Below are 17,128 nucleotides of genomic sequence, written 5' to 3' on the forward strand. Positions count from 1 at the left end.
CTCGAAGGATGGCACGACGAGGTTCATACGCGAAGGGCGTCGCCAGACGCGAGGAGATCCTCGAGTGTGCTCTCGATGTGATCGGCCGCAAGGGCTACCAGAACGCCTCTCTCAAGCAGATCGCCGAACTGGTCGGCGTCACGCCCGCCGCGTTGCTGCACTACTTCGGCAGCAAAGAAGAGCTCTTCACCGAGGTGCTGCGCAAGCGCGACGAGCATGACGGAATGATGCCGCAGACGATGGATCACGCCGACGGCAAGTCCGCATTCATCGACGTCATCCGCCACAACACCGAGGTCCCCGGCGTCGTCGAGCTGTTCTCCCGCCTCTCGGTCGATGCCGTCGACCCCGCGCATCCGGCCCATCAGTACTTCCTCGAGCGCAGCGAACGACTCCGCGAGAGCATCACCCACAGCTTCGTCCAAGACGCCGCCCACCGGGCGACGCTCGATCCTGACACCATGGCGCGGGTGATCCAGGCGGTCGCCGACGGGCTGCAGCTGCAGTGGATGATCGACCGCTCGGTCGACATGCCTGGCATCATCGGCGCCCTCATGGACGTGCTCTACCCGCCGATCGATCAGCGCGAGACACCCGCGAGCTGAACGCGAAGAACCGCCCTCACCCTGCCTGGCAGGAGGGGCGGTTCTTCGAGAAGGTTCGTGCGGTCAGCGCACGTTTCCGTTCGAGCAGGTCTGCTGCGCGGCCGAGTTGCCCTTGATCGTGTCAGGCAGCGCCACCACGTTCTCGGGAGTGGCCGCGGGGTCAGGCGTCGCCGCCTCGGTGCCCGCGTCCGCGGGCGTCTGCGTCGCCGGATCGGTCACGACGACTCCGTCGTTCTCGGTGTTCTGATGCGTGACCTGCAGCTGGGCGTTCTCGTTGATCGCAGTCCACATGGCCTCGGCGGATTCCTTATCCGGCACGACGCGGTTGGGGTCGTCCGGGTCGGCGAACGTCGGGTACTGCAGGAAGACGATGTCCTCGAACGGCACGGACTTCACCGCGAGCGCGATCTGGACGATCTTCATCGGGTCGGCGAGCGAGGTGCTCGCCTCGACGTTGTCGAGACCGGTGGTGGCGAGCTTCAGCATCATCGGGACGTTGCCGAGCGTCTCGCCGCTGATCAGCGTGCGCGCAAGGCTCGACATGTACTGCTGCTGGTTGCCGATGCGTCCGAGGTCGCTGCCGTCGCCGACGCCGTGGCGGGTGCGCAGGAACTGCAGGGCCGTGATGCCCTCGATCACGTGATTTCCGGCGGCCAGATCGAGGCCCGTGTAGCGGTCTTTGATCGGAGAGGCGAGGCACACCTCGACGCCGCCGATCGCATTCGTGATCTCGATCACGCCGCCGAAGGTGACCGACGCCGCGAACTGGATCTCCTGACCGGTGAGGTCGGAGACGGTCTTCGCGACGCAGTTGAGGCCGCCGTCGGTGTACGCGGTGTTGATCTGCTGCTTGCTCATCGCGGAGTGCACGTCGCCCTCGGCGTCGTCGCACTCGGGGATCGGCACCATCATGTCTCGGGGCAGGCTGACGACGGTGATACGGCGGGGCTCCTCCGACACGTGCAGGAGAAGATTCACGTCATTGAGCGTGCCTTCGGAGTCCGCGCCGGTGCAGCGCTCTCCGAAGTACTGCGCATAGGCCTCTTCGCACGTGTCGACACCGGTGAGGAGCATATTGAATCCGCCCTTGTACTCACTGATGTCGGGCGGCAGCTCCTCGGTGCTGTCCAGCTCGACCGCATTGGCCGAGACGGTGCTCGAGAGGTCGTAGACGATGTAGGACGCGACGCCGAGCCCGCTCACCAGGACGACGGCGAGACCGATCGCGATGAACGTCAGCAGCTGGCTGACGGGGCCTGGCGAGTGGAGCTGCCCGTGTCGCGCGATGGTACGACGGCGTCGGGTGTGAGGACTCACTCGGGACCTTTCGGTTCAGCGTGCGGTGCGGGGGGACACCGTTCCCTGGATGCGGAGGGTGTGGGATTCGAACCCACGAGACATCTCTGCCCACTGGTTTTCAAGACCAGCTCCATCGGCCACTCGGACAACCCTCCCGACAGACGAATCTGCCGACAAGCCGTGAGTCTAGCCGAGTTCTATTCTCTCTCGCTGACCTGGGCAGCCGCTGGAAGCGTGTTCAGGGCCATCGCCAGGCCCCCGTCCTCGACGTCGCCGGTCACCTCACCCGCGGCATCCTTGACCTCTGCGGGCGCCTGCCCCATGGCCACAGCACGGCCGTCGAGCCCCAGCGCCCACCCGAACATGCCGATGTCGTTGCGTCCGTCGCCGGCCACGAAGACCTGTCCGCGCTCGAAGCCCAGCTCGGCGCGCACGCGCTCGAGCGCCGTGCCCTTGTCGACGCCCTGCGGCGCGATGTCGAGCCACGCCGTCCAGCCGATCGCATATGAGACCTCGTTGAGCCCAGCGTCAGCGACGAGGCGGTGGAAGTCCTCCTCGTCGTGCCCCGGCGACACGACGACGACACGAGAGACCGGCTCGGCGACCAGCTCTTCGAAGCCGACCTGTCGTCCGCCGTCGAGCGTCCAGTCGTCCAGATGCTCGGTGTAGAGCCGCAGCCCCGAGCCGAGCTCGACCATGTACCGAGCCTCGGGCAGGCGCTCGCGCAGCAGAGCGAGCACGGGAGACGGATCGAACGTCTCGATGTGCCACCGCTCCCACTCGTCACCCACCCGACGCATGGTCACCGCTCCGTTCGAGCACACCACGAACTGCGGGGTCAGCTCGAGCTGCTCGACCCAGCGACGCGTGGCCATCCAGCTGCGTCCGGTGGCGATCGTCACCTCATGACCGGCATCCCGCAGCCGTGCGACGGCCTCGGGCACGCCGGGGCTCATCGTCTCGTCCTGCAGGATGATCGTGCCGTCGACGTCTAGCCCGACGAGCCAGGGAGCCGTCACGCGGTGGGCTCCAAAACCTCGAGTCCGCCGAGGTACGGTCGCAGCACCTCGGGCACGCGCACAGAACCGTCGGCCTGCTGATGCGTCTCGAGCAGCGCGACGATCCATCGGGTCGTCGCGAGCGTGCCGTTGAGGGTCGCCACGGGCTGCGTCTTCGCGGTCTGGCCCTCGTGAGCCTCTGGCCGGTGTCGGATGTCGAGGCGACGCGCCTGATACGTCGTGCAGTTCGAGGTCGAGGTGAGCTCGCGGAAGGCACCCTGCGTCGGCACCCACGCCTCGATGTCGTACTTTCGCGCGGCGCTCGAGCCGAGGTCGCCCGCGGCGACGTCGATCACGCGGTAGGCGAGGCCGAGCGAGGTCAGCATCTCCTCCTGCAGGGCGACGAGGCGCAGGTGCTCCGCCTCGGCATCCTCGGGTTTCGTGTAGACGAACATCTCGAGCTTGTTGAACTGGTGCACCCGGATGATCCCGCGGGTGTCCTTGCCATGAGAGCCCGCTTCGCGGCGGTAGCAGGTCGACCAGCCGGCGTACCGCAGCGCGCCTTTGCCCAGGTCGAGGATCTCGTCCTTGTGGTAGCCGGCGAGGGCGACTTCGCTGGTACCCACGAGATACAGGTCGTCGTCCTTGTCGAGGTGGTAGACCTCGTCGGCGTGCTCCCCGAGGAATCCGGTGCCCTGCATGATCTCCGGCCGCACCAGGGTGGGCGTGATCAGCGGCACGAAGTCGTTCTGCAGCGCCTTGTCGAGCGCGAGGTTCATGAGGGCGATCTCGAGACGAGCGCCGATGCCGCGCAGGAAGTAGAAGCGAGCGCCAGACACCTTCGCGCCGCGCTCCATGTCGATCGCGCCGAGGATCTCACCGAGCTCGAGGTGGTCGCGGGGCTCGAAGTCGAACGCGGGCACCTCGCCGACTCGGCGCAGCTCGACGAAGTCGGCCTCGCCCCCGGCGGGGACGCCGTCGATGACGACGTTCTCGATGCGTGCGAGAGCAGCGGCCAGGGTCTCGGCGGCCTCGTTCGCCGCCTGCTGCGCCTGCTTGACGCGCTCGGCGAGGTCTTTGACCTGCGCGACGAGCGCCGCCTTCTCCTCCTTGGGAGCCTTCGCGACCTGCTTGCCGAACGCGTTCTGCTCGGCCCTCAGCTCTTCGAACGCGGCGAGCGCGGCCCGACGCGATCGGTCGGCCTCGAGCGCGGTGTCGACGGTGCCCTGGTCGTTGCCACGGGCGGCCTGAGAGCGGCGGACGATCTCCGGATTTTCGCGGAGGAGTGCGAGGTCGATCATCCACCAAGTCTATGGTGCGGCCCGGGCGCGTCCGCCGCGACCGGGTGGGTCGACGGCCGGGTTAGAGTAGCGCCATGACCAAGAGCGCCACCGGCCGACGCCAGGCAGCGCTCGTCTACAACCCGATCAAAGTCGACGAGAAGCATCTGCGGGCCCGAGTCCGAGCTCTCTCGAGCGAAGCCGGGTGGGAGCACCCGGCCTTCTATCCGACCACGATCGAAGACCCCGGTCAGGGTGCGACGGCGCAGGCTCTCGCCCGAGCTGTGGATGTCGTGCTCGTGGCCGGCGGAGACGGCACGGTGCGCGCGGTCTCCGAAGCCGTCGCGAACACCGGGGTGCCACTAGCGATCCTGCCGAGCGGCACCGGAAACCTGCTGGCGCGCAACCTCGGGCTCCCGCTCGCCGACCCTGACGAGATGATCCGCGCGGCGCTCGGAGAGTTCCGCCACGCGATCGACATCGGTTGGGCACGCCTCACCAGAGAGAACGGCACACACGAGGAGCACGCGTACGTCGTCCTCGCCGGGGTCGGGCTGGATGCCGACATGATCGCCAACACCCGCGCCGACCTGAAGAAGTCGGTCGGATGGATCGCCTACGTCGACGGAGCCGCGAGGTCGCTCGTGACCGCAGAGCCGTTCCGCTCGGTGTTCCAGATCGACGACGGACGCCTGCACTCGACCAAGGTGCACAGCATCCTGTTCGCCAACTGCGGCACTCTGCCTGCGGGTATCTCTCTGATCCCCGACGCCTCGATCACCGACGGCGTCCTCGACATCGCCGTGATCCAGCCCACCGGCATGTGGGGCTGGCTCGGTGTCTGGCGCAAGATCTGGTGGGACAACTCGGTGCTGCGGCGCTCGCGCGCCGGCCGCCGCGTGCTCGAACGCCGGGGCAGGGATGCCTCGGTGCACTACTTCCGCGGATCCGTCGCCGAGGCCGCCGTGACGTCGCCGACCCCGATCGAACTCGACGGCGATGGATTCGGGACCGCGGTGCGCATCACCTGCCGCGTGGACCCCGGGGCGCTCCTTCTGGCCCTTCCCGCCGACCATCCGGTCGCATCGTTCTGATCACTGCGGGTCGGGCGCCCTCCGACGGCTGCGTCAGCCTCGCACCTCGACCGTGCCGTCGAGGCCGCCGCCGACGAGCGTGAGAGTGAAGGCGTCGTCATCGACGGCGTCGTCGCCGAACTCGAGGATCGTCGCACGCGGCGCCATGTCCATGGTGCACACCTGATCGTCGTCGGTCGCGAAGGTCGCCGTGCCGGATGCACCCGAGCCCTCGAGCTCCTCGACCACGGGGGCGCAGCTCGACGAGCCCCAGGTGAGCAGCACCAGCGAGCCGTCGTCGAACCACCCGGCGGTCGGCGTGTACTCGGTCGGTGAGCCGGGCGTTCCGGTGAACGACGGGTCTCCGTCGAGATCGACGTCGTCGACGACATCCCCGTAGGTCACCTGCAGGGTGATCTCCTTCGTCGGGTCGACCCCCTCAGGCAGCGCACCGACGCTCGCGCGGGACGCCAGGTCGGCCGTGCACGCCTTCTCCCCCTCGGACTCCGGCTCGACGAGCGTCACCGAGACGGTCTGCCCTTCGGCCGACACCGTGTCGACCTGCGGAACACAGGTGGAGGATCCCCAGGTCACGACCGCGAACATGCGGCCGTCGTCGAGCAGCGTGCCTTCGACGTCGTCCGAGTCGTCGGTGCTCTGACCGGGCCCGCTCGAGGGGTTCGAGGTCGCCTGCGACCCGGTGGCCCCGGGACCGATGGTGCACCCCGCGATCAGCAGCACGGCGGCCAGGGACGAGAGTGCGGCGATGACACGCGATGGGGATTCCATGCACACAGGGTACCGGCAGGGGTCTCCCGAGGGCACCCCGTCTTGCCTCCCTATTGCAGCGCCGAGGTGAGGCGCGCGAGGTTGTCGAGAACGGTCGAGCGCAGAGGCTGCTGCATCCACTCTTCGAGTGTCAGCTCCCTGCTGAGCGAACGGTAGACGTCTTCGACGGCGCGCATCTCGGCGACGAACTCCTCGCCCCGCACCAGCATCGACACCTCGAGGTTCAGACCGAACGAGCGCATGTCCATGTTGCTCGAGCCGATCACGGCGACCTGGTCATCGATGGTGAGGCTCTTCGTGTGCAGGATGTACGGCTTGCGGTACATCCAGATCCGCACCCCCGCCTTGAGCAGCGCCTCGTAATAGCTGCGCTGCGCGTGATAGACCATCGCCTGGTCGCCCTCTTCGGAGACGAACAGCTCGACTGCCACGCCGCGGTCGACCGCGGCGGTGACCGCGAGCAGCAGCGCTTCATCCGGCACGAAGTACGGGCTGACGATCATGATCTTCTCTTTGGCCGCGTAGAGCAGCCCGAGGAAGAGACGCAGGTTGTTCTCGACCTCGAACCCCGGCCCCGACGGCACGACCTGGCAGTCGAGATCCCCCGACCCCGTCTCGGCGTGCGAGATGTCGATCTCCTGCAGCACCTCGTCGGTCTCGCTGTACCAGTCGCTGAGGAAGATGGCGTTCACGCTCAGCACGACGGGTCCGTCGATGCGGACCATGAGGTCGACCCAGTGCAGACCGCGCTTGATGTTCTTGGGGAGGTTGTAGGTCGAGTCCGTGACGTTCTGCGAGCCGAGGAACGCCACCTTGCCGTCGACGACGACGAGCTTGCGGTGATTGCGCAGGTCAGGCCGCTGCATGCGTCCCTTCAACGGCTGCACCGGGAGCATCAGATGCCAGTTCGCTCCCATCCGATTGAGCCGCTTGACGGTCTGCCGATACTTCGGCTTCCATCTGTTCGCCCAGTGGTCGAGAAGCACGCGGACGTGCACGCCGCGATCTGCGACCTCTTCCATCGCGCGGAAGAAGTTGTCCGTCGCGGCATCGGCCTGAAGGATGTAGAACTCGATGTGGACGTAGTCCTCGGCCTTGCGGATCTCATCGGCCATCGCGTCGAGCGAATCCTGATAGTCCGCGATCAGATGCGCGCCGTTGTCGCCTGAGATCGGCAGCGCTCCGAGCCTGTGGTTCATCTCGACGAGCGGGGGGAACCAGCTCGGGGCATCCGGTCGCAGGGTGCCGAAGTGCAGGTGCTCGCTCGTCTCGGCGATGTACTCGTTGATCTGATCCTGCTTGCGGCGCCGGGCCCGCGGCAGGCGCGGGTTTCCGATGAGCAGGAAGAGGAAGACGCCGATGAACGGGATGAAGAAGACCGCGAGCAGCCACGCCATCGCCGCGGTGGGACGCCGGTTGCGCGGGATCACGATGATCGCCGTGATGCGGATCGTCAGGTCGAGGGCGATCAGGAACGCCGCGGTCCACCAAGCCCAGATCTCGGGCGTCATCCCTCGTCCTCTCGGCCGGTCGGCACTGCGACGCCTGGCGCTTCAGTGGGCACCGACGACGGTGCGCTGGCTACACAGTAGCCGATGGTGCCGACGCCGCTCAGGAGCGCGGCGGCAGACCGCGAGCGGCCCGCTCCTCGGCCTCGATCCGTGCGTGCACCTTGCGTTCGGTGCGATCGAACCGCAGGATTCCGCGGAGCACGAAGAAGAACACGACGCTCACCCCGATGGTCGGGATGATCGACCATGCGGCTGCGAGCCAGAAGTTCTCCATGACTCCATGGTACGCGACCCACTACTCCTCCACACTCGGGGGCCTGAAGCGGATCGATGATCACTCCTGTGGAATCGGACCGCGACGGCGACCCTGCGATGAGACTCGCCGGATGACAACACTGCTCCGTGCTTCCGGCTCCGCTGAGTTCCTCAGCATCGTCCCCACCCTCGCAGGCTTCACCCCGACCGAGAGCCTCGTCCTGCTGCCGTTCCGAGGCACACGCACCTACGGTGCGATGAGACTCGACCTCCCGTGCGGCGACGTCGAGCTCGAGGACTACGTCGATGCCGCGGTCGGCCTGGTCTCGAGGGTCGAGCGAACGGATGCTGTCGCCGTCGTCGTCTACACCGATGACGCTGTGCAGCAGACGCGCGACGGGCTCGTCCTGCCTTTCGCCGTGGAGGTCGACGAACTCCTCGGGCGGGCGGAGGACGCCGGCCTGCGCATCGTCGACGCGCTCTGCGTGACCCCTGGCGGCTGGTCGAGCTACCTCGACGGCGACCCGCAGCTCCGCGCTCTCGATCGCGCGGCCCCCGAGGTGCCCGGCGTCGGCGACGTGTCGGGCGACCAGCTGTCCGGCGCCGTTCTTCCGGCGGCGGGATTCGCAGACAAGGAGCGAGTGGGGCGAGCGCTGCGTGACGTCGCCGACCTCCTCGAACGGGGCGGAACGCCAGGGCCCACAGGCATCGAGAACCCCCAGGCGATCGCTGCACTCGTGCTCCTCGAAGACATCCCGGCGTTCTTCGAAGCCGTACTCGCGTCGCCCGATGATCTGCCGCCCTTCGCCACCGCCGCGCTCCTGTGGTGCCTCGACCGGCCGCTGTTCAGAGATGTGGCGCTGACGCAGTGGGCCACCGATGTCCGCGGCGGCGAACGCACGCTCGAGGCGCAGCTCAGCTTCGCCGGCTCGGGTTCGACGGTGCCGGACGACCTCGGCGAGGTCTTCCTCGGTCGAGGGCCCACGCCCGATCCGGAGCGGCTCGGGGTCGCGCTCTCACTCGTCCGCACCGCCGCGGCGCTCGCGCCGCGAGCCACGAGACCCGCACCGCTCACTGCCGCAGCGTGGCTGTCGTGGGCACTCGGCCGCTCGAGTCACGCCGGGCAGTACCTCGATCTCGTGCGGGCGATCGATCCCGAATACGGCCTCGCCGCCCTGCTCGAGACGATGATCAACGCAGCCATGCTGCCGGAGTGGGCGTTCAGACGCGGCGCGACGCCCGCTACTTGACCAGCGGGAACAGGATGGTCTCGCGAATGCCGAGCCCCGTGATCGCCATCAGCAGGCGATCGATGCCCATGCCCATGCCTCCGGACGGCGGCATGCCGTGCTCGAGTGCCCGCAGGAACTCCTCATCGACGGGCATCGCCTCGACGTCGCCGCGAGCGGCGAGCTTCGCCTGCTCGACGAAGCGCTCGCGCTGGATGACGGGGTCGACGAGCTCGGAATATCCTGTCGCCAGCTCGAAGCCGCGGATGTACAGGTCCCACTTCTCCACCACACCCTCGATCGAGCGGTGCTCGCGCACGAGGGGCGAGGTGTCGACGGGGAAGTCCATCACGAAGGTCGGACGCACGAGGTCGCCCTTCACGAAGTGCTCCCACAGCTCTTCGACGAGCTTGCCGTGCGTCGCCTGAGCGGGCAGGTCGACACCGTTCTCCTCGGCGAAGGCGATCAGATCCTCGACCGAGTCGCTCGGAGTGACCGTGCGACCCGATGCCGCCGACAGCGACTCGTACATCGAGATGCGATCCCACTCGCCGCCGAGGTCGTACTCGGTGCCGTCGGCCCAGGTCACCGTCGTCGAACCGGCCACCGCGATCGCCGCCTGCTGCACCAGCTCCTGCGTGAGAGAAGCCATCTGGTTGTAGTCGCCGTAGGCCTGGTAGGCCTCGAGCATCGCGAACTCCGGGCTGTGCGTCGAGTCGGCACCCTCGTTGCGGAAGTTGCGGTTGATCTCGTACACCCGCTCGATGCCCCCGACGACCGCGCGCTTGAGATACAGCTCGGGCGCGATGCGCAGGTAGAGCTCGGTGTCGAAGGCGTTGGAGTGGGTGACGAACGGTCGAGCGGATGCTCCACCATGCTGCACCTGCAGCATGGGCGTCTCGACCTCGAGATAGTCGTGGCTGCCGAACGTCGCGCGAAGGCTCGCGTTGACCGCGGCGCGGGCGCGCACGGTCGCACGCGCCTGCTCGCGGACGATCAGATCGAGGTAGCGGCTGCGCACACGTCCCTCCTCGCTGAGCTCGGAGTATGCATTCGGCAGCGGCAGGATCGCCTTCGACGCGATAGTCCACGCGTCGGCCATGATCGACAGCTCGCCTCGGCGGCTGGAGATCACCTCGCCGTGCACGAACACGTGATCACCCAGGTCGACGTATTCCTTCCAATCGGCAAGCGACTCCTCGCCGACGTTCGCGAGCGAGATCATCGCCTGGATCCGCGAGCCGTCGCCGGCCTGCAGCGTCGCGAAGCACAGCTTGCCGGTGTTGCGGCTGAAGACCACACGGCCGGCGACGCCGACGCCGACGCCCGTCTCGGCGCCGGCTTCGAGTTCGCCGTACTCGGCGCGCAGCGCGGGGATCTGGTGGGTGACGGGCACGCTGACCGGGAAGGCTCCCCCGCCGGCATCCGCTCGGTTCGCGACCAGACGCTCGCGCTTGGCCAGGCGCACGGCCTTCTGCTCGTGCACGTCTTCTTCGGTGGCGGCGGTGGTCGTGTCGGGCGCGGCAGACGCGTCAGTCATTCGGGGCTCCTTGAAAGTCGTGTCCAGTTTACCGAGGTCGCGTCCCTCACCCCGCGGTCGAGTCTGGGTAGCCTCGAAGCATGGCAGCCAACAGACTCGCCCGCACTCTCGCCACGATCGGTCTCGCCGCCGCCGCGACGCTCGCGTCAGCGGTGCCCGCCGTCGCAGCAGCGCTGCCCGCAGCCCCCGCGGCCGGTGCGACGGCGGTCCGCGCAGATGTCGACGACTTCTCCTACGCGTCGTGGGACGCGCGCTACCAGGTGGGACTCGACGACGACGGTCGCGCCCGCATGCACGTCACGGAGACCCTCACGGCACGCTTCCCCGACATCGACCAGAACAAGGGGATCGTCCGCGGGCTGCCGACGAGCTACGAGAATGCGTGGCTCGACCCGCGTGTGCTGTCCGTGACCGACGAGACGGGGGCCGACGTGCCCTACGAGACCGAGCAAGAGGACGGGCTGTTACTGATCCTCACCGGCGACGACGACTACGTGCGCGGACTCACGACCTACGTCATCGAATACGAGATGCGCGACGTGATCCTCGCGGCCGACTCCGGCGTCGACGAGTTCTACTGGGACCTGCTCCCGCTCGACAGCACGCAGCCGATCGAGGACTTCCACGCCGAGGTCGCGTTCGACGAGACGATGACCGATCGGATGACCGGCGACGCCCGTTGCTATGCCGGCTACCAGGGCTCGACAGACGAGTGCGACCTGACCGCATCCTCCGACGGCTCGCAGCTCAGCGTCGAGGCGAGCGAGCTGTCGCCCGGCGAGGGCATCACGATCGCCGTCGGATTCGAGTCGGGCACCGCCGCGCAGCCCTCGGCTCGGCAGCCCAACCCCGTGTCAGACACCGTGCCCGCGATCGCCGCGCTCGGCGGGCTCGGGCTCTCGATCGCCAGCTGGTTCGCCGTCGCGGCCTTCAAGAGGAGCCGGCGCACGGCGAGCGGCATCATCGTCGCCCAGTACGACGTGCCGGACTCCCTGCCGCCGCTGCTGGCCGCCGCGATCGTCCCCGGAGCCAAAGACCCGATCCCCGCTGAGATCATCCACCTGGCCGTGCGCGGCACGCTCCGCATCGAAGAGGGGGCAGACGCCGAACAGCCACGGCTGCGACGCCTTCCGGGCGGCCGGATCCCCGACCAGCTCGATGTCGAGGCGCTGGACGCTCTGTTCGCGGGCGCGGACTCCGACGGCGTCGCCGAGCTCCCCGGCTCGAGCGAGGAGTTCGCCGCGCGCATGAAGACCCTGTCGCAGCACGGCATCGAGGCGGCGGTCTCGCGCGGGCTCACCGCGAAGGCGCGCAGCAGGGGCGCGATGATCTTGCAGTGGTGCGCGATCGCCATCGTGCTGGTCGGCTTCGGCCTGGGCATGTGGGGGATCATCTCAGGGAGGGTCACGGCGATTCCCGCATTCGTGGCGATCGCCTTCGGCGCGCTCCTGGTCTTCCTGTCGTCCTTCTACAGCTTCTCGAGGCACACGGTGCTCTCGGCCGAGGGCGCTCGGCAGTACGAGTACCTCATGGGTGTGCGGGAGTTCATCCGCGTCGCCGAAGCCGATCGGCTGCAGATGCTGCAGTCATACTCCGGTGCCGAGCGGCGGCAAGACGGCAGTGCGAACGTGATCGTCGTCTACGAGCGCCTTCTCCCCTACGCGATGCTGTTCGGCATGGAGAACGAGTGGGGGGCCCTGCTCGAGCACGTGTACGCCTTCGAGCAGCGTGGGGCGACGTGGATCGGCGACCCCAGCAGGCCGTTCGTCCACGCTCAGCTCATCGCGTTCGCCGCTTCTTCTCAGGCTTCCGCGACGTACTCGGCGCCGAGCGCCAGCAGCTCGTCGAGCGCCGGCGGATCATTCGGCGGCGGCTTCTCCGGCGGCGGCGGGGGCGGCGGCTTCTCAGGCGGCCGCTGACCTCAGAGGAGCGGCTGCGGCCCGGATGCGTCTCGGAGCGCCCGCTCGACGGTCGACTGCACCAGAGCGGAGAGATATCCGCCCGGGTTCTCGATGCCGAGCTCGCCGAGGCGCGAGGTGGACTGCGCGATGATCGAGCGAGAGAACTCGGTGACGGTCTGGATCGCGTCGGCATAGGCCTCACGATCCGCCTCGGAGATCACCACCGGCTCGCACCCCATCTCGACGGCCAGCGCCTGCGCGATGGGCAGCACTGCCGCCGGAGCAGTGACCGCCGCATAGCTCGCCTGCAGTTGACGCAGATCGACCGAGGTGCCCGTGAAGGCGATCGCCGGATGCACGGCAAGCGGGATTGCTCCGTTCGCGGCCGCCGGACGCAGCACCTCGATGCCGTGACCGGGGTCGGTGTGCAGCACGAGCTGGCCGAGCTGCCAGCCTCCGACCTCCGCGATGCCCGTGATCAGAGCGGGAAGCTGGTCGTGCGGCACGGCCACCACGACGAGCTCACTGCGACGCACGACCTCGAGTGCATCGAGGATCGGCACGTCCGGCAGCACTGCTGACGCTCGGTCGTCGTCCGAGCCGCTCGTGATCCCGGTGATCGCGTGGCCCGCTCCGGCGAGAGCCGCGCCGATGACCGGGCCGACGCGCCCGGCGCCGATGATGCCCACCCCGAGGCGGCCATCACGGCGCAACGGATCACTCACCGTTCGGAGCCGGCGGCGCCAGCGGTGGCGACACTGGACGCGCGGGAGGCGGAGACACCGGCGCTGCAGGCGGCGGCACCGGCGCTGCAGGCGGCGGCACCGCAGGCGGCGCAGGCGGCGGAGCCACAGGCGGCGCAGGCGGCGGAGCCACAGGCGGCGCAGGTGCAGCCGGAGCGGCCGGAGGCACAGGCGGGGCAGTCGGAAGATCAGGCGCCCCGAGAGCCGGCGCGGCGTTGTCCGCCCCGGCACCCGGGTACCCGGGAACCTGCGCACCCTCGGCATCCGTCACGTACTCGCCCCATCGGTGCGTGTGATCCCGCGCTGCGGCGGCGACCGCTGCCGGGCTCACGCCGTCGAGCAGGTACAGAGCGTCGTCGCGCTCGAGACCCGACAGATACCCCGTGATGAGGCCCTGCACGGAGTGCACCTGCGCACCCGACACACGCTGCGCGCGGTCGATGGGCCCCTGCGAGAGCGACACGCCCTGCAGCCGTGCGAGCGGGAAGATGGCCAGCTTGCGCCAGACGACTCCGCGCCTGAGCAGCAGTCCGAACTCGGTCAGCGCGAAGCCGTGCCGCTTCCACGACACCGGTCGGCGCCACCATGCGCGCCGCGGCATCGTCCGATAGGGATCGCCCTCGATCGGACCCAGGATGCCGTGCTCCCAGACGAGCGGGATGTCGGCGACCGGCGCATCCGGCAGGATCAGCGCGAGCACCCGTTCGACGTCGGCGCGCTTGCCGACCGGCAGCACGACGTTGAACTGCTGCGCGGAGCCTGACGACTGCTGCGCGGCGCTCTTGCCGCTCATGCGGTTGATCCTGATGGTCCACCAGCCGAACGGACGCCAGAGCAGTGACTGCGTGACCTCGACGGCGAAGATGCGGCCCGGAGGCAGCGTCTCGGTCACGGTCGTGAGCAGACCGTAGGTGATGCGCACGCCGTCGGGCGTCGGAGCGATCGAATAGCGCAGCGACTTCGAGATCTGCGCCCAGGTGATTCCGACGATCGCAATGATCATCGGGATCCCGATGCCCAGCGTGATGCCGAGACCGAGGAAACCGCCCATCGGATCACCGTCGATCAGGGAGCCGATCGCGATGCCGCCGACCGCCACACCGAAGATGATCCCGAAGAAGACGAACCAGAGCACGCTCGAGATCAGCTGCGATCCGACCAGGCGACCCGTCGGGATCTTGACCACGCTCTCGGGCTCGACATCGGCCAGGTCGACGCCGCTGATCAGATCATTGACCCCGGCGTTCACCGACCCGACGATCTGCGCTCGCGCCGAACCAGTCCCTCCGGCGACGGGGCCTGCGGCATCCGAGGGCCGCACTCCGGCTGCGGCATCCGCGGCTGTCAGTCTGGCCGCGCGCGCACCCGAGGCCAGGCGCAGGATGTCGGTTCGCACCGCCTCTGCGCGCGGAGTCGCGAGGTACTCGAGCTCGACGTTGGAGTCGGTGCCCGCGCCGACGACCTCGAGCTTCGCGAGTCCGATGATGCGCGCGGGGAACGGACGAGTGAGGTTGACGCCCTGAACCCGATCGAGCGGCGCACGCCGGTGCGAGCGGAAGACGATGCCCTTGCGCACCTCGACGTGATCGCCGGTGATCCGGAACTGCTGGAACCGCCACACGAACCAGAAGACGAGCACGAGCACGGCGACGAGCGCCAGCACACTGAGCAGCACGACGATGAGCAGGTTGTTCTCGAACACCCAGTCGACGGGATCGCCGCCCGTGTAGTCGTCGTAGTGCACCTCTTCGGGCGTGAAGATCTCGACGAACCAGGCGATGAGCCGATCGCGCAGGTTGGCGATCGCGATGCCCGCGATGATGATCAGCGCCAGCCCGCCCTTGAACAGCGGGGTGAGCGGGTGCATCCGGTGCCACTCGCCGTCGGCGAGCGTGGCCGCCCGCGCCGGGGATTCGGCCGCCGTCGGGGGCGACGGGAAAGGCTGCTCGCTCACAGGCCCGTCCGGCGGGTCTCGGCGACGGCGATCAGGGTGTCGCGCAGCGCCTCTGCGGCAGCCTGTGCGAGTCCGGGGATCTGCACGCCCGTGGTCGCGGCAGCGGTGACCATCTTGAGCTGGGAGACGCCGAAGGCACGATCGAGGGGCCCCTGCGTGATGTCGACGAGCTGCATGCGGCCGTAGGGCACGGCGATCATGCGCTGCCAGAGGATGCCCTTGCGGAAGACGATGTCGTCGTCGCGGAGCATGTATCCGATGGCCTTGGCCTGCCGGGGAAGGATCACCAGCGTGATCAGCGTGATCAGCACGATGACGCCGGCCGGGATCCACACCCAGGTCTGGTCGAGCACCAGCGCCAGCACGAGGGCCGCAGCCAGCACGAACGCGACGAAGATCAGATTCTGGAGCACCTGCGAGACCACGTAGCGCGGCGAGATCTGATGCCAGGTGCCGTCGAGCTCCAGCCTCGCCTCGTTGCGCGCGGTGCGCAGCTGCGAGTACGTGCCCTGGTCGAGGGCCGCGAGGTCGGTGACCTCCGCCGAACTAAGCGGTGCCGGGGTCCCCGGCTCGATCTCTGGGTTCTGAGTCATCAGGATCCTTCGGCAGGGTGCAGAACTGTTCGGCGGTGAGCGCGACGACCGCGAGCACGATCGCGCTTCCGATCAGTGCCACCATCGCCACAGTCGACCCTACCGGGGGATCGATCGGCCGGGAGAGAAGGAAGGCCAGAAGCCCCGCGCCGAACCCGGCCATGATCGCCCCGACCAGGCTCGACGCGCGGGCGAGGGTCACCGCACGGGTCGCGCGGAACGGGTCGATGCGGATGCCGTTGCGAACGCTCGCACGCACCGGCCAGGCGACGCCCAGCGAGGCCGCGGCGATGAGCAGCAGCAGCACGGGCAGCAGCAGTGACGGGGTGAACGTCGTTCGCCCCATCGTGGTCAGCACGTGGTCGAGGACGAAACCCCCGGCGGCCGCGAGGACGGCGAGGACGACCAGAAGTCCGAGCGAGGTGCGCTTCATGAGTGCTCCCGGCGGCGCAGGTCGGCGACGAGCTCGGCGACGCGCCCCTTGCCAGGAAGCACGGCGTCACCGTCGAGCTCGAGCCACGGCTCGAGCACGAACAGTCGTTCGAAGGCCCGGGGATGCGGCAGCTGCATGCCGTCGCCGTCGGCCGACTCCTCGCCGTATGCGATCAGGTCGAGGTCGAGGGTCCGATCACCCCAGCGCACATGACGCTCACGTCCGTGCTCGTCCTCGATCGCGTGCAGCATGCCGAGCAGGATCGACGGGGCGAGGCGCGTGGTGACCAGCGCGACCGCGTTCACGTATCCCGGGGCCTCCGGATCCGGCCCGTCGAGCCGCAGCGCCACCGTCTCGAACAGTGACGACAGACGCACGTCTCTGACCAGCGGCAGCCGTGAGATGCGCTCGGCTGCGGCGCGGATCGTGTCTTCGCGATCGCCGAGGTTCGCGCCGAAGGCGACGACGGCGACGGCTTCCTCCCGGCCGGGTCTGGGGCCGGGAAGGCTCGGCGGGGTGGCCAGGTTGCGACTCATCGCGATGCCTCCTCGGCGGATCGCTGCCGCGCCCGATGCACCGTGACGGCGACGTCAGAGAACGTGAGCGAGATCGGGGCGTGCGGCTTGTGCACGGTGACGGTGACGGCGTGCACCCGAGGGTCGGCGAGCGCGACGTCGGCGATGCGCTCTGCAAGCGTCTCGATGAGGTTCGCCGGCTCGCCAGCGACGACCTCGGCGACCTTCTCGGCGAGCTCTCCGTAATGCACGGTGTCGGCGACATCGTCCGATGCGGCGGCGTCGTTGAGCGGCATCCTGAGGCGGAGATCGATCGTGAACTCCTGGCCGTTCTCGCGCTCGTGGTCGTAGACGCCGTGCCGACCGAACACGGTCAGTCCTGTCAGGACGATCTCGTCGAGGACATCCAT

The 17,128-nt window shown here is 68.5% G+C and carries 17 protein-coding genes and 1 tRNA gene; 4 read left to right on the plus strand and 14 right to left on the minus strand.

The window, feature by feature from the left end; translation table 11 throughout:
* Positions 1-8: 8 nt before the first annotated feature.
* Entirely contained in the window at positions 9-605 is a 597-nt protein-coding gene (locus RQG82_RS10685) for a TetR/AcrR family transcriptional regulator (protein WP_311259066.1), read from the plus strand.
* Between the two features lie 63 nt (positions 606-668).
* Here the strand turns inward: RQG82_RS10685 and RQG82_RS10690 are convergent, their stop codons facing one another.
* From RQG82_RS10690 to serS, 4 genes are all read right to left on the minus strand, one after another.
* Entirely contained in the window at positions 669-1,922 is a 1,254-nt protein-coding gene (locus tag RQG82_RS10690; protein ID WP_311259067.1) for an LCP family protein, read from the minus strand.
* Between the two features lie 52 nt (positions 1,923-1,974).
* Positions 1,975-2,059, minus strand: a tRNA-Ser gene (locus tag RQG82_RS10695).
* A gap of 42 nt (positions 2,060-2,101) precedes the next feature.
* A complete protein-coding gene (locus RQG82_RS10700) occupies positions 2,102-2,923 on the minus strand; it encodes an HAD family hydrolase (RefSeq protein WP_311259068.1) in 822 nt (273 codons plus the stop codon).
* On the minus strand, positions 2,920-4,203 hold the full coding sequence (gene serS / locus RQG82_RS10705) for a serine--tRNA ligase (RefSeq protein WP_311259069.1): 1,284 nt from the start codon (positions 4,201-4,203) through the stop codon (positions 2,920-2,922). The genes RQG82_RS10700 and serS overlap by 4 nt, the downstream gene beginning before the upstream one ends.
* A gap of 74 nt (positions 4,204-4,277) precedes the next feature.
* On the opposite strand from serS, the gene RQG82_RS10710 reads away from it, so the two are divergent.
* Positions 4,278-5,276: a diacylglycerol kinase family protein gene (locus RQG82_RS10710; protein WP_311259070.1), complete on the plus strand. Its 999-nt coding sequence runs from the start codon at positions 4,278-4,280 to the stop codon at positions 5,274-5,276.
* A gap of 33 nt (positions 5,277-5,309) precedes the next feature.
* Here the strand turns inward: RQG82_RS10710 and RQG82_RS10715 are convergent, their stop codons facing one another.
* From RQG82_RS10715 to RQG82_RS10725, 3 genes are all read right to left on the minus strand, one after another.
* The gene (locus tag RQG82_RS10715) at positions 5,310-6,044 is read right to left on the minus strand and encodes a hypothetical protein (protein ID WP_311259071.1); all 735 of its coding nucleotides are present in this window, start codon (positions 6,042-6,044) and stop codon (positions 5,310-5,312) included.
* Between the two features lie 50 nt (positions 6,045-6,094).
* Positions 6,095-7,555: a cardiolipin synthase gene (cls, locus tag RQG82_RS10720; protein ID WP_311259072.1), complete on the minus strand. Its 1,461-nt coding sequence runs from the start codon at positions 7,553-7,555 to the stop codon at positions 6,095-6,097.
* A 100-nt stretch (positions 7,556-7,655) separates the two neighbouring features.
* The gene (locus RQG82_RS10725) at positions 7,656-7,829 is read right to left on the minus strand and encodes a hypothetical protein (RefSeq protein WP_164481682.1); all 174 of its coding nucleotides are present in this window, start codon (positions 7,827-7,829) and stop codon (positions 7,656-7,658) included.
* A 112-nt stretch (positions 7,830-7,941) separates the two neighbouring features.
* Between RQG82_RS10725 and RQG82_RS10730 the strand changes: the two genes are divergently transcribed.
* On the plus strand, positions 7,942-9,060 hold the full coding sequence (locus tag RQG82_RS10730; protein ID WP_311259073.1) for a DUF4192 family protein: 1,119 nt from the start codon (positions 7,942-7,944) through the stop codon (positions 9,058-9,060).
* On the opposite strand, the gene lysS is transcribed toward RQG82_RS10730, so the two are convergent.
* Positions 9,053-10,579 (minus strand): lysine--tRNA ligase, encoded by a 1,527-nt coding sequence (lysS, locus tag RQG82_RS10735; RefSeq protein WP_311259074.1) that lies wholly within the window; start codon positions 10,577-10,579, stop codon positions 9,053-9,055. The genes RQG82_RS10730 and lysS overlap by 8 nt on opposite strands.
* Positions 10,580-10,659: 80 nt before the next feature.
* On the opposite strand from lysS, the gene RQG82_RS10740 reads away from it, so the two are divergent.
* Positions 10,660-12,498 carry a DUF2207 domain-containing protein gene (locus RQG82_RS10740; RefSeq protein ID WP_311259075.1) on the plus strand — a complete coding sequence of 613 codons (1,839 nt, stop codon included), beginning with the start codon at positions 10,660-10,662 and terminating at the stop codon, positions 12,496-12,498.
* A 2-nt stretch (positions 12,499-12,500) separates the two neighbouring features.
* On the opposite strand, the gene RQG82_RS10745 is transcribed toward RQG82_RS10740, so the two are convergent.
* Genes RQG82_RS10745 through folB form a run of 6 tightly spaced genes read right to left on the minus strand, consistent with a single transcriptional unit; the run spans position 12,501 to position 17,128 of the window.
* On the minus strand, positions 12,501-13,205 hold the full coding sequence (locus RQG82_RS10745) for a DUF2520 domain-containing protein (RefSeq protein ID WP_311259076.1): 705 nt from the start codon (positions 13,203-13,205) through the stop codon (positions 12,501-12,503).
* The gene (locus RQG82_RS10750; protein WP_311259077.1) at positions 13,198-15,177 is read right to left on the minus strand and encodes a PH domain-containing protein; all 1,980 of its coding nucleotides are present in this window, start codon (positions 15,175-15,177) and stop codon (positions 13,198-13,200) included. Before RQG82_RS10750 ends, RQG82_RS10745 begins: the two co-directional genes overlap by 8 nt.
* A complete protein-coding gene (locus RQG82_RS10755) occupies positions 15,174-15,770 on the minus strand; it encodes a PH domain-containing protein (protein ID WP_311259078.1) in 597 nt (198 codons plus the stop codon). Before RQG82_RS10755 ends, RQG82_RS10750 begins: the two co-directional genes overlap by 4 nt.
* Positions 15,724-16,203: a DUF3180 domain-containing protein gene (locus RQG82_RS10760; protein WP_311259079.1), complete on the minus strand. Its 480-nt coding sequence runs from the start codon at positions 16,201-16,203 to the stop codon at positions 15,724-15,726. The genes RQG82_RS10755 and RQG82_RS10760 overlap by 47 nt, the downstream gene beginning before the upstream one ends.
* Positions 16,200-16,739 carry a 2-amino-4-hydroxy-6-hydroxymethyldihydropteridine diphosphokinase gene (folK, locus tag RQG82_RS10765; protein ID WP_311259080.1) on the minus strand — a complete coding sequence of 180 codons (540 nt, stop codon included), beginning with the start codon at positions 16,737-16,739 and terminating at the stop codon, positions 16,200-16,202. Before folK ends, RQG82_RS10760 begins: the two co-directional genes overlap by 4 nt.
* Positions 16,736-17,128 carry a dihydroneopterin aldolase gene (folB, locus tag RQG82_RS10770; protein WP_311259081.1) on the minus strand — a complete coding sequence of 131 codons (393 nt, stop codon included), beginning with the start codon at positions 17,126-17,128 and terminating at the stop codon, positions 16,736-16,738. The genes folK and folB overlap by 4 nt, the downstream gene beginning before the upstream one ends.

It is taken from the genome of Microbacterium sp. WCS2018Hpa-9 (assembly GCF_031843745.1).
GTDB lineage: Bacteria > Actinomycetota > Actinomycetes > Actinomycetales > Microbacteriaceae > Microbacterium.